The sequence below is a fragment of the Chryseobacterium vaccae genome, from assembly GCF_009602705.1.
GTDB classification, from domain to species: Bacteria; Bacteroidota; Bacteroidia; order Flavobacteriales; family Weeksellaceae; genus Chryseobacterium; species Chryseobacterium vaccae.
Genome location: NZ_VSWH01000001.1, coordinates 3843094 through 3859311, shown reverse-complemented (window position 1 = coordinate 3859311; position 16218 = coordinate 3843094). Strand labels below are relative to the sequence as shown.

The window sequence follows — 16218 nt, the reverse complement described above, 5'->3', positions numbered from 1 at the left end:
TTATTGTTTCATCAAAAATACCATTTTTTTTCGAAAGTGTTAAAATTTCATTTATTTTGTTTTGGTTTCGTTTTTAATTTATAAATTTGAAAACGAAACATAAACGAAACATTTATGAAACGAAATGAAGAAATCAGTAAACTAGCCAGTGTTCAGGAATGGGATTTCATTGTCATCGGAGGTGGAGCCAGTGGTCTAGGCTCAGCACTGGATGCAGCAAGCAGAGGATTTAAAACCCTCCTTCTTGAATCCCACGATTTTGCAAAAGCAACCTCAAGCCGCAGTACCAAACTGGTACACGGAGGTGTAAGATATCTGGCACAGGGGGATATAGGATTGGTAAAAGAGGCATTAAAAGAAAGAGGACTTTTGGCCCAAAATGCAGCCCATGTCGTAAAAAATCAGTCCTTCATTATTCCCAACTATACATGGTGGGGAGGCATCTATTATAAAATAGGGCTTTCCATTTATGATTTTCTCGCCGGAAAACTAAGCTTAGGAAAAACAAAATACATCAACAAATCGAAAACGATTGAAAAACTTCCAACCATTGAGCAGCATGGTCTGGCCAGCGGAGTAGTTTATCAGGATGGACAGTTTGATGATGCGAGACTTGCCATTAACCTGACACAAACCATCATAGAAAAAGGAGGAAGCGCTGTTAACTATATGAAAGTAACCGGCCTTCTGAAGAATGATTTCGGAAAAATATCCGGTGTTATGGCTGAAGACCAGTTTTCTCAGAAAAAATATGAACTTCGTGCAAAGGCAGTGATCAACGCAACAGGGGTATTCACGAATGAGATTCTGAATATGAATAATCCAAAACATGGAAAATACGTTGTACCAAGCCAGGGAATCCATCTTGTTCTGGATAAATCATTCCTGAAAAGTGATGATGCCATTATGATCCCCAAAACATCAGACGGAAGAGTTCTTTTTGTTGTTCCGTGGCATGACCGTGCTCTTGTAGGAACAACAGACACCTTACTGAAAAATCCAAGCTTTGAGCCTCACGCCCTGGAATCAGAAATTAATTTCGTTTTAGAAACCGCAAGACAATACCTGTCAAAGAAGCCAACCCGCGAAGATGTAAAATCTGTATTTGCAGGACTAAGACCCCTTGCAGCACCAAAAGAAGGAGGCAAAAGCACAAAAGAAGTCTCCAGAAGTCACAAGGTTATTGCCTCGGACACAGGATTAGTTTCCATCATTGGAGGAAAATGGACCACCTACCGGAAAATGGCCGAAGATACTGTTGATAAATCTGTAGAAATTTTACAGTTGAAAGCAGGGCCTTCGCAGACAGAACATATGTCTATTCATGGCAACATCCAAGCTGAACTGGTTGACCGCAGCAGCCATCTGTATGTATATGGATCTGATATTCCTGCTATAAAAGCATTACAAAACAGCAATCCCAGGTTTGCACAGAAGATCCATCCGGATCATGCCTTCACTATCGCGGAAGCGGTATGGGCCATAAGACATGAAATGGCAGAAACCATTGAAGATATTCTCGCCAGAAGAGTACGTCTTCTGTTTTTAGATGCAAGAGCAGCCATAGACAGCGCACAATCCATTGCACAGCTCATCGCCGAAGAAAAAGGATATTCTGAAGAATGGATTCAGCAGCACACAGAAGAATTTATTGATTTAGCAAAAGGATATCTGCTAACCCCTTATTCTCCTCAAACATTCAACAAAAACTAAACAATCCGGTATGAAAGAAAAACTGATTCTCGCTTTAGATCAGGGAACAACCTCTTCCAGAGCAATTCTATTCAATCACAGTGGAGCTATAGAATATATATCCCAGAAAAATTTTGAACAAATATTTCCCACCCCGGGCTGGGTGGAACATGACCCCAATGAAATCTGGTCTTCTCAAATTTCTGTAGCCGCGGAAATCATTGCCAAAGCCGGAATTTCCGGACTGGAAGTTGCCGCCATAGGAATTACCAATCAGAGAGAAACTACTGTAGTATGGGATAAGGAAACCGGTGAGCCTGTTTATAACGCCATTGTATGGCAGGACAGGAGAACCTCCAAATATTGCGATGAACTGAAAGAACAGGGACACGCCGAAATCATCAAAGAGAAAACCGGCCTTGTACTGGATGCTTATTTTTCAGCTACCAAATTAAAATGGATTCTGGACAATGTAGAAGGTGCAAGAGAAAAAGCCACAGCAGGCCAATTATGCTTCGGAACAGTTGACACCTGGCTGGTATGGAAGCTTACCCGTGGGAAAATGTTCATCACTGATGTATCTAATGCCAGCAGAACCATGCTTCTGAATATTCACACCCTGGAATGGGATGAAGAACTTTTGGAATTATTTGACATTCCAAAATCTATTCTTCCCGAAGTAAAGCAGAGCAGTGAAATTTACGGAGAGACAGCAACCACTCTATTCTCCACCAAAATTCCGATTGCAGGAATTGCAGGAGACCAGCAGGCCGCTTTATTCGGACAGATGTGCATCACTCCCGGGATGGTTAAGAACACTTATGGAACAGGATGCTTCTTATTGATGAATACCGGAAAAGAAGCGGTATCCTCTAAAAATAATCTGCTGACCACTGTTGCCTGGAAAATCAATAATGAAGTTAACTACGCTCTTGAAGGAAGTGTATTTGTAGGCGGAGCAGCTATTCAATGGCTGAGAGACGGTCTTAAACTTATTCACTCTTCAAACGAAGTGAATGGCTTGGCCGCAAGTGTTGAAAATAACGGAGGCGTTTATTTCGTTCCGGCTCTTACAGGATTGGGGGCTCCTTATTGGGATCAATACGCAAGAGGAACTATTGTAGGCATTACCCGCGGAACCACTGACGGGCATATTGCCAGAGCTACCCTTGAAGGAATAGCATTTCAGGTATATGATATTGTAAAATCTATGGAAGCAGATTCCGGAAGAGCCAGCCTTGAACTGAGAGTAGATGGCGGAGCTTCAGCAAGTGATCTTCTGATGCAAATCCAGTCTGATCTTTTCGGATTTAAAATTACCAGACCCAAAACACTGGAAACGACTGCCCTTGGCGCTGCTTATCTGGCTGGTCTTGCCGTAGGATACTGGAAAGATATTGATGAAATTCAGGCCCAATGGATTGTGGATAAAGATTTCCATCCGCAACTTGAAAAGGAAAAGGCAGATAAAATGATCCATACCTGGAGCAAAGCTGTATCGCGAGCACAAAACTGGATTGAAGATTAATCCCATTGAAAACAAAATTAAAACTATGACTCCATTTGTAGCAGAAATCATCGGGACCATGCTGATGATACTTTTAGGAAACGGCGTAGTAGCCAACGTTGTTTTGAAAGATACCAAAGGAAACAATTCCGGATGGATCGTAATTACCACTGCTTGGGCTTTAGCCGTTTTTGTTGGTGTAACAGTTGCCGGACCAGTCAGCGGAGCACATCTGAACCCAGCTGTAACTTTAGGTTTAGCTTTTGCAGGAAAATTCTCATGGGATCTGGTTCCCTCCTATATTGCCGGAGAAATGATCGGCGCAATGCTGGGAGCTTTTCTGGTTTGGCTGTTTAATAAAGATCATTTTGCCATTACAGAAGATGAAGATGCAAAATTGGCCTGTTTCAGTACAGCTCCCGCCATCAGGAAGCCTGTTTCAAACATAATCAGTGAAATTATCGGAACTTTTGTTTTGGTCTTTGTTATTTTCCATTTCGCAGATCCAAGCGTTACTTTAAATAATGATCCTACCGCAAAAATAGGATTAGGAAGTATGGGAGCACTCCCTGTAACTTTATTAGTCTGGGCAATTGGACTGTCTTTGGGAGGAACAACCGGATACGCCATCAATCCGGCAAGAGACCTTGGACCAAGAATCATGCACGCCATTCTTCCGGTAAAAGGAAGCAGTGATTGGAGCTATGCCTGGATTCCTATTGCAGGGCCAATCATCGGAGCAATTCTAGCCGCTTTATTGTATGGAGCGTTAAGATAACCACAGATCGTTTACACAATGAAAAAACTCTTTTATATAGGCCTGGCTTTACTAGGCACAGGGAATCTTTTTGCCCAGGAAGACACGGAAAACAAGAAAGAAAGCCGGTTAGATTTCACTGTAAACATTCAGAATAACCATTTATGGCGAGGGCTGATCATTACAGATAAACCCGTTGTTATGGGAAACCTTTCCTATGCTTTAGATGCTGAAAAGAAATGGAAGGTCGGAATATGGGGAGCTTCCGCATTGGCTGATGACAAAGACAATACCCATTATAAAGAAATTAATTATTACGTTCAATATTCAGACGGACGCTTTTATATCGGACTTTGGGATCTCTACAACTCAAGGAATATCAACACTGCTGTTGCAGCAGATGATATTTTCAGTTACTCCCGAAGAAGAACCGCTCACATCATTGATCTGAGAACCAATTATACTTTCGGACCTTCTTTTCCTTTAAATGTAGAAGCAGACCTTATGCTTTACGGAGGGGCTAATGCCGGAGAAGTTGTTCTGAAAGATGACGGAAGCTATGACAGAAACAAATACTCCACCTATGTTCAGGTCAGCTACCCGGTAATTTCCGGCGGGAAGGTCAATCTGGATGCTTTTGTTGGAGGAGGATTTGCCCTAAATGACAAACATTTTCTATATGGAAACGGCAAGAACAGCTTTGACATTGTCAACGTAGGCGTAAAAGCAGGCAAAACCATTAAGATTACCGATCATTACAGTCTTCCGGTTTCTATGATGGCGATGTGGAATCCGTCTAACAAATTCGCAAGAATTCAACTGGCAGCAACTGTTTTTTAATCTCAAAAGAAAACGGAATTAATTATATAAAGACCATTTCACTCCGAAGTGGTCTTTTATTATTTAAAGAATATTAAAGGTAAAACGCATTTATTGAATTTTTTGAAGCAGTTGTTAGGACAACATGCGCACTTATTAGCTATAAGCTGTATCTGATTCAGTATTTAAATAAATTAGTAAAACATTAACCATAAAATACTTATTATCATGAAAAGAAATCTATTAAACATTAAAAATATTATTGCCGGGGCAATGATATTATCCGCCGGAGTAATGAATGCTCAACAATGGGAGATCACAGGAAATTCAGGCATCACCAGTACGAATTATGCAGGAACAACTGACCATAGCTATTTCTATTTAAGAACCGGCGGTGCCCTTTCTAATCCAGGGCAAGCTTTTTTGACGAGCCCCGGATCTTTTGTTGTAGACGCAGTAAACTACTCTAACGGAGTAAAAGCTAAGGGTAGTATTATTACCGGATCGCAAAACATGCTTGGCCCCAATGCCAACAGCTCTCTAGTAGGCGGCTGGGGAAACAGCTTACAAACAGCCGGAGGTGCAAATCTTGTCGCAGGACAGAGCAATACCGTATTAAATGATGCATCAAAATCAATAGCCCTGGGATGGAACAATACGGTCCGGGCTTCCAATCAGTTTGCCGTTGGAGTTGGGGTGGATCTAACCTCTGAATATTCCGGGGGATTCGGAGTGGATCTTATTGCAACAGGAAACCGTTCTTTTGTTATCGGATCAGGAACACATGCTTCCACGAAACTAACCAACTCGATTCCATTTTCAATTATGTTTGGGCTTTCTAAAAACTCAACAATGCTGATTAAAGATCAGCAGGTCGGCGTCCGTACAACGGCTCCAACGGCTAATTTTCATACGGTAGGAACTGTTCGGCTACAGGATCTTCCCAACGGATCCGGTAATGCTTTGGTAGTAGATGCTGACGGAAATGTTATGGTAGCTTCTACCGCTTTAGCAAAGCAGGCTAATGGCCCAACCGTAACTGAACTGCAAAACCAGATTGATGATCTCAAGCTGCAGGTTGATGAATTAAAAAGCCTACTACTAAAACAATCCGGAATAAAAGATATTTCATCGGGTAACAGCGCCAGACTGTATCAGAATGTGCCTAATCCTACAAAAGGAGAAACCAACATTAAATATTATATTCCCAATGGCAGTAAAAACAATACTATAGAAATTTATTCAGTATCCGGACAATTGATAAAATCTCTTCCCATAAGAGAAACTGGTGAAGGGAACATTGCAGTAAACAATTTAAAATCAGGAATGTATTTATACAAGCTATCTGTTGACGGTAAAACTATTGATACGAAAAAAATGCTTATTCAGGATTAATTCTTTGAACGTTGATAGACTAAGATGCTGTCTCCATAGTGAGACAGCATCTTTTTTTATTATATTTTCTTACTTTTAGGATATGAAAAAAATCTTCATCTTCTTTTTATTATTCATCTTATTCTCATGCAGTAAAAAGCAGCCTCATCCTTACACATTTTATTACTGGAAAACCCATCTGAAGCTGGATCAGGAAGAAAAAAAGACATTAGATAAAGCTCAATCACCTTTTCTCTATACCCGTTTTTTTGATGTTGATAAAGTTGGAGGAAAATTTCAGCCGGTGGCCGTCATTACAAAAGACAACAGTTTCCAAACCGACAAAAAAATCGTTCCTGTAGTTTTCATTACCAATCAATCAATGCTGCATATTTCCGCAGAAGAGATTACATTTCTTGCGGAAAGTATACATCAAATGATTAAAAAGAAAGCCGGCGAGTATCAGCTCAAAATCAATAATGAAATCCAGATTGACTGCGACTGGACTGCCGGAACACGGGATGATTATTTTAAATTTTTAAAGGAACTGAAAAGAATCTCCGGAAAGGAAATCACCTGCACCCTCCGGCTTCATCAGGTAAAGGACAAAAAGAACACCGGAATACCTCCCGTAGATAAAGTTTACCTGATGTGCTACTCTACCTCTTCACCGTTGGAAAATTCAGATAAGAACTCCATTCTGGATGTGGTTACTCTAAAAAATTATCTTTCAAAGCTTGAAGATTATCCTATAAAAAAAATCGAGGTGGCACTTCCTGTTTATTCCTGGGGAATCGTTACCAACCATCTTGGTAAGCACCGCCTGATTAACGCCCTGTCTCAAAAGGATCTGGAAAATCCCCATTTCAAAAAAATATCAGATAATGAAGTTGAGATTATGAAAGACGGATTTTATTTCAGAAACTATTTAAACAAAGGCTTCAAAATAAAGATTGAGGAAATTTCCGAGGAACAACTTCAAGAGGCTATCCATTTTCTGGAGAAAAAAATACCTGATTTTACTATCATTTATTATCAATTAGATGGTAAATTTGTAGCGGGTAGGAATTTTTAATCCTCTCCAACTGTTACAGATATTTTCTGAAAACAAAAAAATTATTCATGACAACACTAAAAACACCTGAATTTATATGAAAAAGTATATTCTTTCACTGGCAGTACTGTCTCTTTTCTATACGAAATCGGAAGCCTGCGCATGGTCGGATCCGGATTATGATTACTTTAATCTTTTTACCCAAAGTATTATTAAGGACAAATCCTATCTTCCGTTTCTGCATAATTATTCCAGCCGGTTTTATACCGGATACAATGCCGCTCTGATTCCTGATGACAATCTGAACACCTGGAAAAAGTTCTTCAATAATCAGCTGAACTATGCTGAAACGCAAAACCTGGTATATAAGATCAGCATGAACGATCTGAATGCTTTAAAAAACGGAAACCCAGCCAACCCTCTCCTGCAGAAATTGGGGACAGGGTTTTACCAGAAGTACCGTGAAGGGATTGACTACCTGATTGAGGCCAAATATCTGGAACCTTATATGAGCATCAATTATGTTGAAAGTGAGAATTCATTCTATTACGGCGGAAGCGATAATAAAGAGAACGCTACTTCTCTCGACTACCCTAAAACCATTGCAGCTTTAACATCTTTATATAATTCGGTAAAAAATCCTGAGATCAAACAGCGTTACGGTTATCAGCTGGTCCGTTTCAACCATTATACAAGAAATTATGATGCAGCAGTGCAGGCTTTCAAAACCTATGTAGAACCGATCAAACTGAAAGGTGCAGTCTATTTTATGGCTCTTGATCAGCTGGCCGGAGCCCAAAGAGGCCTTGAAATGAACAGTGATGCCAACTGGAATTTCTTTCAGGTTTTTATGAACACGAAAGACCGTAAGGAATCTTCTTTTGTTTCGATGAAGCTTTCGGATACCGCTTCTTTCAGTAATATCATGAAAAGAGCGAATACGAATGAAGAAAAGAATATGGCTTATTTCCTTTTAGGCTATGAAGATTTCAACAATCCGATTCCTATTATGGAAAAGATGTATGAGATCAACCCTGACTCTGAGATTCTGAAGGTCATGGCTGTAAGAAGCATCAATGAGCTGGAAAGAAGTTATCTTCCAACTTATTATTACTCTTCAGATGCCTCAACGAGCCCTGCTGTTTCCAGAGGAAAAACCGATGGCAATACCAATTCAAAAGAGGCTAATACAGGAACAACAGCCCCTGAAGTGAAGGAAGTGAAACTTTCTTTCTGGCAGAAAATTGTACGGTTCTTTAAAAATTTATTCGGCGGTTCCAAATCTGATAAAACAGGAAATGCAAAAGCAGACCAAAGCGATGATGAATTACTGAACAACCCCAACAGAATTCCTTTTTATACAACAGGTTACGGATATGATGACGCCGCCAAAAACTATTTGGATGAGCTGGAAAAATTCACTTCAAAAACCAAAGAAAAGTCTAAAGATGAGTATTGGCAGATTGCAGATGCCTATCTTAAGTTTTTAAAGAAAGATTATAAAGAGAGTACGGAAATCCTGAATGACATTAAGACAACCAATCCTGAATACCTGGAGCAGATCAAGAGAATGAAAGTTCTTAACGATATTGTTGCCCAGCCTAAAATTGATGCCGCTTACGAAGATCATCTGATGAAAGATTACGCAGAGTATTTTGTGGAAAAAGAAGTGAAAAAGGATACCGCCAATACCGATTATGATTATTACGGCGAAGCACCTTCCACCGCATCATTCCTTAAAGATGTTCTTGCCAACAGGTATTTCCTTCAGGGAGAGGACGGAAAGTCATATTTAATGAACAATAAGCTTTCTGATCTTCAGTACAACCCAAACTCAAGTCTGGTAAAAAGCGTTGAAGACTTTTACAGAAAGTCGAATAAAACCCAGTTTGAACAGCAGATCATCGCCAAAAACATGGATAGTGTAGGAAATATTGATGCTTTCTTCAATACGATTTATGGTGACAGAGCCATGAAACTGGCTGACTTTGAAAAGGCTAAATCCTATTATGAAAAAGCGCAAAGCTTTACAGGGATCCCAAGAGAAAACTATGAATGGACAGAAAAAGACGGTCAGAAGATCACCCAGAAACAGTATGCTCCGGGTGAATACAACGGCTTTAAAAATATTTCAGATCTTGTTTTCGGACATAATGTGTGGGAAAGTTTTGGTAGTCCAGATACTGAAAGTATGAAGGCTGAAAATTATTCGGATTTCCCTTTCATCAAAAGTACCATGAATAAAGTGGAACTGGCAGATGCACTTATTCAATTGAAAAAGATAGGAGCAGGAACAGGCGAAAAGGCAGCAAAAGCAGATCAGCTGATCGGAAATTTACTTTACAATACTTCTATTCTGGGATATTACCGCCAACTGTTTGTGATGGATATTGACAACAGCAACGGAGGAAAATATGATTTCTGGAGCACAAGCAGAAAGAACCCATATCAATATTATTATAAGAACTTTACGGATACCTCTTATATTGAACCTGATAATTTTGATCTGGCTATCGGCTATTATCAAAAGGCCCTTAAGCTTTCAACGGACAAAGAGCAGAAAGCCAGAATTCTTTTCCAGATGGCGAGTGCAGAACAGGGGAAATATTACCAGTACGGGGAGAAAAATCAAGCTAATATTGATTATTCCGATCCTAAATGGTCTGAAAAAGAACAGGCTCATCAGACTGAACTGGACAATCTGAAAAACCAGAAATACAGAACCTATTTCGCTCAGCTGAAAGCCCAATATGCCGACACACAGGCTTCCAGAGACCTGATGGGAAGCTGCAGTTATTTCAGTTACTTTATGAAAAGATAGGGGAGAAAGGGGAAGCCGGAAGTTTCTTGAAGTCTGAAAGACAGAAGCAGGGCTTCGATAACCTCTTTTCTCATTGACAAATAAAAAAGGAATCAATTTGATTCCTTTTTTTGTTGCTGTTTCTGAAGCCATTCTTCATGTTTCATTTTAAAGGCTGCATGTTTGATATTTTGATTTATCTGGGCTGCATCTATAGAATGTGAGGTATGAATATCAGCATCTTTTTTGGCAAGCTGGGCCAGGTTTTCATAAAAGCAATGAAGCTGGTCTAGTTCTTTTTCCGTCAGATCTTCAATATCTACAATTCTGTTACTCGCTTTTCCATGAGCAGCGATGAGCTCATTCAGCTTAATCTGGATCGCTTTTGAGTCTTTATTCTGAGCTTTCTGAATCAGGAAAACCATTAAAAAGGTAATGATCGTAGTTCCGGTATTGATGACAAGCTGCCAAGTTTCGGAATAATCAAAAACGGGGCCTGAAACGGCCCATGACAATACGACCAACACTGCTCCGATAAAAGCATAAGAGCTTCCTGTAAATTTGGTGGCCCAGTCTGAAAATTTTTCAAAAAAACTATGATTTTTATCGCTCATACTGTAGATTCTTTTATATATAAATGTATAAAATTAGTATGAACCGGCAATGGAATGATTTTAAGATGGGAGTTGTTTTTAGGGATGGAAGCTGGAAGAGGGAGGATGGAAGTGTAAACGGTTAAGTCTATTACAATAGTTCTTCTATTCAATAAAAATATCAGAAAACTTATGATCTGAATTTATATTTATCTCACTCAACTATTCATCATCAAAGCTGAAATTTCATATTACACACTGCTTAAACTTCCCTCTTCCAGCCTCCATCTTCCTTTCTTTCCTCCTTCCTTGTTATTTCGTTTTCTTAAACCTATGCCACCAGATCAGGAATCCGGTAATGGGAAATGAACATCCGATAAGCGATATGATGAAATATAGAATAATACTCGGAAGTCCCATAATTTCACCGGTATGGAGCGGTTTAGCCAGAGCAGTGAACTGTTTATTTAAAGGTCTGTCGGAAAATAATTCTTTTGTTTTTAAAACTCCGGTTTTATCAAAAGTAACTTCATCCGGAAGCATCATCCCTAAAAAGTTCTGCGTATTGGTTTTGATCACTACATATCTTGGATTGTCTTTATTTGGGAGTTCAATACTGGTAACTGCGGTGTATGGAAGATGCTGATCTGCCATTTTCAGGATTTTATCAATAGAAGCAGACGAAGCATCTTTGAGATTTTTCTTTTCATCCTGCTTCTGAAGCATATCTTCCAGAAGTCCTCCGAAAGGATCATCACCATTATCTTTTTCTTTTGCAATATTGTCTATTGAAGATCCTCCAAGACTTACAATGAGTCCGTTTTTCACCCAGGGATAGGTTACATACAATCCGGTAACCGCTATGAAAAACAGCATTAAAAAGGTATAAAATCCAAGAGTGTTATGTAGATCATAATTGACACGCTGAAATTTAGCTTTGAATTTTACCGTCAGCCCCTGTTTTAAAAATTTCAGTTTTTTGGGAAGCCAGAGAATCAGCCCGGAGATCAGCAGTACGCAGAACATCAAGACGGAGGCCCCTACGATCTGGCGTCCGGCATTTCCCATCATCAGGTTCCGGTGAATATCAAGTACCACTTCAAAAAAATGATTGGCCCCTGTATCTGCCTGCCCGAGAATTGTACCGGTATACTGATTGTAATAAGCACTTTTATCAAGCTGATTTTCCCGATAGGAAACTACATAACTTCTGCTTTTACTTTCAGGGATGAGCAGGGAAGTAAGTTCTTTACCGTTTTTTGATAATTCGGTCTGAATATGATCCGGGCTTCTAGCTTCCGTACCAGCTGTTATATACACTTTATCTTTATTGTAAAGATCGGTGATCTGATTTTTGAAGGCATATAAACATCCGGTAAGACACATTATAAAAACAATGATGCTTGACAAAAGTCCTAGCCATAGATGGATGAGCCACATCAGGTATTTTGTGAATGATTCATTCTTTCTCTTTTTCCGGTAAAGACTTTTAAATAATGGTTTCATAATGGTTTAACAGCAAAAACATTAAGACAGGGATGCCGTCTTAATGTTTTTTATTAAAATTTGAAATGAATGTTTTTGATTTGAGAGAGGTGGAAATGAAGATAGATGATGAAGTTTAGGCATCAGATCCCTTAATTTCATATTACTTTCGGCTTACCTCTTCCAGCTTTAAGTCTCAGAAATTACTTTCTTCCTTTGAACTGAACATCTTTTACGATTTCCTGGAATTTCGCGTAATGTTCCGGCGTTAACGCTTTCTCAATGGCAGCTTTTCTCTGGGCATCAAACTTTTCCCAGTATTCTTTAGCCAGGTCATTGTTTCCGTGGTATACATCATGAGCATCATTGAATGCTTTTTCAAAGGCATCATTAGCGGCATTCACCACTTTGAATTCTTCTTCTGAAAGCTGAGCTTCAGTTTTAATTCTTTCTAAAAGAGCATTGTCATATCTTGGCCTTTTCCTTGAATTTTCATCAACAAATTTGTTGAATTTCTCCATTTGTGGAGCCTCTAAAACTTTAGCCATTTCAAGAGACTGCTGTGCTCTGAGCTCTTCGTTCTTGATGCTTAAAGCCACTCTGTCCATATTTCCACCCTGAGCTTTGGCAGCCTGATAATTCTGCTCCTGAAGGTCCTGATATTTTTTAGTAATCTCGTCAAAACTCTTTTCCTGTTCAGCCGTAAGTTTCACTTCTGTTTTGAACTGGTTGTAATCAATTCCTTTCTTTTTGTCGCCGGAACAAGAAATAACTGCTGCTCCGATAACAAATGCGAATAATAAAGTTTTCATATTTTTCATAATAGATGATTTTTTGATTAGAATTTATAGTTGACCTGAACGGCAAAGTTTCTAGGCTGAATCTGATCGATATATCCTCCTCTGAAGTAAGAGCTATATCCTACTGCATCAAAGATATTATTGAAGAATACCCTCATACCAATACCATTTTTAAGGGTATAACCCACCTGAGCATCTACCGTAGTATATTCCGGCATATCAAAAGGTTTTTCCCCTGGCTTTACACTATTTGCATGGCCTGCAGTAAAGGTTTTTTGCGTCCATTCATCAACCGGTCTTTTACCTACATAGTAAATTCCTGCTCCTACATCAAGCCCCGTTAAAGCTCCTGTATTGAATTTATAATTTAACCAACCGTTCGCAGTATGCTTAGGTGCATTCATTGGTGCAGACCCATTAACGTAAGCCGGGCTGTCTTCATATTGAGCATCCAGATAAGCCCATCCGGACATTACCTGAAGGTTTGGTAAAATTCTACCGATAAGCTCTACTTCAACTCCTTTTCTTCTAAGGTTTCCTGCCAGACCATACATGGTCTGTTTGTCGATTACAACAGGGTTATAGTTTTCATCAAGAATTGTAAATGAAAGATGATCTGTCTTAATATCAAATAGGGTAACATTGAATCTAAGACGTTCATTAAACCAGTCTGATTTAATTCCGGCTTCCCACTGTTTAGTTGTAGAAGGACCTACTGTTCCTCCGGATAAAAGAACATTGTTAACTGTTCTCAATGATGTAGTGGTAGTATATGATCCAAAAACATTAAGGTTTTCCATAGGGAAGAACATTAATCCAAATGATGGATTCCATGCGTTACTTGTACTTTTATCAGATCCGTTTACCATGCTATATCGGATACCGGCATGCGCTTTAAAATATTTACCAAAAGACATTACATTCTGTGCCATAGCCCCAAAAGTTGGTGTTTTCACCACTCCCGGATCTTTAGACTGCTGATACAATACATTGACAGGTAAAGTATTTGAAATCCCCTGCATTACATCAAAAGAATCAAGCGGATTACCAGCATTAATAATGTTTGCTGCTGTTATAGAGTTTTTATAGGCATTAAAGGCGTAGGTCGTTACTTCACTTTCTTTCCAATCTACCCCAACCTGGAATGTATGTTTAATAAATCCGGTCTGAATATCCTGTCCTATGAAATCTGCCTGAAATACTTTATTAGCATCAATGCTTCTGCTTTTCCCAATTGTTCTGTAACGTTCTGTCCAGGGAGTATTTTTGGCATGGGCAATAGATGAAGCTTCACTGTTTACCTCTCTTTCTGCTGAAATAAAAGCTGCTCTCAGCTTCAATTTGTCAGTAAGTTTTCTTTCTGCTGTTGTAGAAAAGTTAAATGACTGAACTTTTGTAAAGTCGGTTGTATATCCTAGGAATGCTCCTTTAGGCATCTTATAAAGAGCTTCCACATTAGCGTCCGCAAGATTGATGGTTCCTCTGTCCGGTGTACGTTTATCGTGAAGATAATCCAGCTCAACAACAATTTGAGTTTTATCATCCGGACGGAAAGCGACTGATGGGTTAATGTAAATTCTTTCACCTTCTACATGAGATCTGAAAGAGTTATTATTCTGATAGGCACCATTAAATCTTACAGCAACTCTTCCCTGAGAATCTAAAACCCTCTGAACATCTACAGTCGGTCTGTAAAAATCCCAGCTTCCATATCTAAAACCGATATTACCGCTATTGATAAAGTTAGGTTTCTTTGTTACTACATTGATTACCCCTCCTGCTGATCCCAGCCCGTCACCTATTCCCTGGGTAACTGCTGCCGAACCTTTCAGAACCTGAATATTCTCAACTCCCTGCATATCGGTAATCATTCCTGCAGTACGGAAGTCAGAATCCATCTGAACTCCATTTTTTAAAACAGGAACTCCTCTATAACCTCTAATTGACATACTTTCGTTTCCTCCACCATAGCTTGAAAATAGGGTAACACCCGGTACATTTTTGGCAACATCAGTTACCGTAAGTGCTCCTAATTCTTCAATGGCCTTATGGGAAATAACAGAAATACTTTGGATCTGATCTCTGGTTTTCAAAGGGAGCCTGGTTACCGTTTCAAGTCCTGCCGGCTGTTTCTTTTTTTCACCGAACAATTCTACCTCGTCAATTTCTTTTGATTTTTTAATAGAATCATTCACTTGCTGTGCGTTTACAAAAACCCCACCCAGTACAAGCAGAGAAAAGGATACTACTTTATTCATCTGATAATTTTTGGCGAATTTAGTTATTTTTATTAATTCTAAATAAACAATTCAATCTGATATATCTCACTTTTCAGATATTTCGGCATAAAAAAGCCCTCCTGTGAAAAGGAGGGTTGTAATCGGGTATTTCTATTTTCTTTAATTCAAAGGATATTTTACGGCTTTATCAATTTCGATGGGATTGTTTTCTTTGAGCATCATTTTTCTTCTTTCATCAGACATTCCTTTTAACTGGTCCAAACTTTTGATCTGTACTCCTAAAACATAAAATGTATTGTCGGGATTGGTATTTGATTTGAATGCTTCTGCAACATCATGCAGTGGATCATTGTAGAGTTCCAGCTGCTTTTTTGCAATGATCTTCTCCGTCACAAGAAGAGGTTTCTTTCCAATAAAACTCTCCAGGAACGGGGTTTCATAAGTCTTGGGAAACTTCATACTTTTAGCCAGTTTAAAAATATAATTCCTGTTGCTGTCTTCTATTTCAAAGATGAGCCCCGGAAGCCCACGGAACTTATAGGGTCCTTCGCTTAAATTGATGTCTTTGCAGAACCAAGCGATCCATTGTCTGCCTCCAAAATTTGTGGTTGCTTTCTGCAAATTATACTGTCCGTCAACTTTTGTATCACTTAAAAGCTTCCAGTTCATTTTATCCGTTGATTTTAAAGAAAAAAAATCATTCAGCAAAATCAATGAAGTATTTTCAAAAGAATCCTTCTTCCTGATAATGGCAGGAAGATCATCATCCCATCTTGATCTTTTCTGGCCACGGATAGTATTCAGAGAATCTGTTTGAGCGTAAGAGTAAGGATAAAATTTGACATCATCAGGATTAACGTCCAGAATCATATTGGCTTTAGTAAAATCTTGTGCCAATGAATCTTTTTTATATTGAAACAGGTAAACAAAGCGATGTGTCTGTGCACTAAACAGTAAAGGAAATAATAAGAAGAAGAGTTTTTTCACGGTAAAAGTTTGAGCCAAAAATATCGATAATTTATGAATCCCGCTAAAGATATAAGAATCTTTTTAAAAATTGGAAGCAAAAAATCCGTTCCTAAAAAGGAACGGATTCT

General features: G+C 39.0%; 12 protein-coding genes. 7 read left to right on the top strand and 5 right to left on the bottom strand.

Going from position 1 to position 16218, the window contains the following annotated elements; genetic code table 11:
• The first annotated feature begins 114 nt into the window (after positions 1-114).
• The 7 genes from FW768_RS17535 (at position 115) to FW768_RS17505 (ending at position 10024) form a co-directional block, all read left to right on the top strand.
• Positions 115-1713: a glycerol-3-phosphate dehydrogenase/oxidase gene (locus FW768_RS17535; protein WP_153397636.1), complete on the top strand. Its 1599-nt coding sequence runs from the start codon at positions 115-117 to the stop codon at positions 1711-1713.
• A 10-nt stretch (positions 1714-1723) separates the two neighbouring features.
• Positions 1724-3220 carry a glycerol kinase GlpK gene (glpK, locus tag FW768_RS17530; protein WP_153397634.1) on the top strand — a complete coding sequence of 499 codons (1497 nt, stop codon included), beginning with the start codon at positions 1724-1726 and terminating at the stop codon, positions 3218-3220.
• 25 nt (positions 3221-3245) lie between these two features.
• Positions 3246-3977 carry an MIP/aquaporin family protein gene (locus tag FW768_RS17525; RefSeq protein ID WP_153397632.1) on the top strand — a complete coding sequence of 244 codons (732 nt, stop codon included), beginning with the start codon at positions 3246-3248 and terminating at the stop codon, positions 3975-3977.
• A gap of 18 nt (positions 3978-3995) precedes the next feature.
• The gene (locus tag FW768_RS17520; RefSeq protein ID WP_153397629.1) at positions 3996-4796 is read left to right on the top strand and encodes a TorF family putative porin; all 801 of its coding nucleotides are present in this window, start codon (positions 3996-3998) and stop codon (positions 4794-4796) included.
• Positions 4797-5003: 207 nt separating this feature from the next.
• Entirely contained in the window at positions 5004-6170 is a 1167-nt protein-coding gene (locus FW768_RS17515; RefSeq protein ID WP_153397628.1) for a T9SS type A sorting domain-containing protein, read from the top strand.
• Positions 6171-6252: 82 nt separating this feature from the next.
• Positions 6253-7224, top strand: coding sequence for a hypothetical protein (locus FW768_RS17510; protein WP_153397626.1), 972 nt, complete (start codon positions 6253-6255; stop codon positions 7222-7224).
• A gap of 76 nt (positions 7225-7300) precedes the next feature.
• Positions 7301-10024 (top strand): hypothetical protein, encoded by a 2724-nt coding sequence (locus FW768_RS17505; protein ID WP_153397624.1) that lies wholly within the window; start codon positions 7301-7303, stop codon positions 10022-10024.
• Between the two features lie 92 nt (positions 10025-10116).
• On the opposite strand, the gene FW768_RS17500 is transcribed toward FW768_RS17505, so the two are convergent.
• From FW768_RS17500 to FW768_RS17480, 5 genes are all read right to left on the bottom strand, one after another.
• Positions 10117-10617: a low affinity iron permease family protein gene (locus tag FW768_RS17500; protein WP_153397622.1), complete on the bottom strand. Its 501-nt coding sequence runs from the start codon at positions 10615-10617 to the stop codon at positions 10117-10119.
• A gap of 291 nt (positions 10618-10908) precedes the next feature.
• A complete protein-coding gene (locus FW768_RS17495; RefSeq protein ID WP_153397620.1) occupies positions 10909-12102 on the bottom strand; it encodes a PepSY-associated TM helix domain-containing protein in 1194 nt (397 codons plus the stop codon).
• Positions 12103-12284: 182 nt separating this feature from the next.
• A complete protein-coding gene (locus FW768_RS17490; RefSeq protein WP_153397618.1) occupies positions 12285-12902 on the bottom strand; it encodes a hypothetical protein in 618 nt (205 codons plus the stop codon).
• Between the two features lie 17 nt (positions 12903-12919).
• Positions 12920-15139, bottom strand: coding sequence for a TonB-dependent siderophore receptor (locus tag FW768_RS17485; protein WP_153397616.1), 2220 nt, complete (start codon positions 15137-15139; stop codon positions 12920-12922).
• Positions 15140-15280: 141 nt separating this feature from the next.
• Positions 15281-16108 carry a GLPGLI family protein gene (locus FW768_RS17480; protein WP_153397614.1) on the bottom strand — a complete coding sequence of 276 codons (828 nt, stop codon included), beginning with the start codon at positions 16106-16108 and terminating at the stop codon, positions 15281-15283.
• Between the last annotated feature and the right edge of the window lie 110 nt (positions 16109-16218).

Excerpts from the sequence above, each read along its gene's own strand:
- FW768_RS17535 (WP_153397636.1), top strand. The coding sequence starts at position 115 with ATGAAACGAAATGAAGAAATCAGTAAACTAGCCAGTGTTCAGGAATGG.
- glpK (WP_153397634.1), top strand. The coding sequence starts at position 1,724 with ATGAAAGAAAAACTGATTCTCGCTTTAGATCAGGGAACAACCTCTTCC.
- FW768_RS17525 (WP_153397632.1), top strand. The coding sequence starts at position 3,246 with ATGACTCCATTTGTAGCAGAAATCATCGGGACCATGCTGATGATACTT.
- FW768_RS17520 (WP_153397629.1), top strand. The coding sequence starts at position 3,996 with ATGAAAAAACTCTTTTATATAGGCCTGGCTTTACTAGGCACAGGGAAT.
- FW768_RS17515 (WP_153397628.1), top strand. The coding sequence starts at position 5,004 with ATGAAAAGAAATCTATTAAACATTAAAAATATTATTGCCGGGGCAATG.
- FW768_RS17510 (WP_153397626.1), top strand. The coding sequence starts at position 6,253 with ATGAAAAAAATCTTCATCTTCTTTTTATTATTCATCTTATTCTCATGC.
- FW768_RS17505 (WP_153397624.1), top strand. The coding sequence starts at position 7,301 with ATGAAAAAGTATATTCTTTCACTGGCAGTACTGTCTCTTTTCTATACG.
- FW768_RS17500 (WP_153397622.1), bottom strand. The coding sequence starts at position 10,617 with ATGAGCGATAAAAATCATAGTTTTTTTGAAAAATTTTCAGACTGGGCC.
- FW768_RS17495 (WP_153397620.1), bottom strand. The coding sequence starts at position 12,102 with ATGAAACCATTATTTAAAAGTCTTTACCGGAAAAAGAGAAAGAATGAA.
- FW768_RS17490 (WP_153397618.1), bottom strand. The coding sequence starts at position 12,902 with ATGAAAAATATGAAAACTTTATTATTCGCATTTGTTATCGGAGCAGCA.
- FW768_RS17485 (WP_153397616.1), bottom strand. The coding sequence starts at position 15,139 with ATGAATAAAGTAGTATCCTTTTCTCTGCTTGTACTGGGTGGGGTTTTT.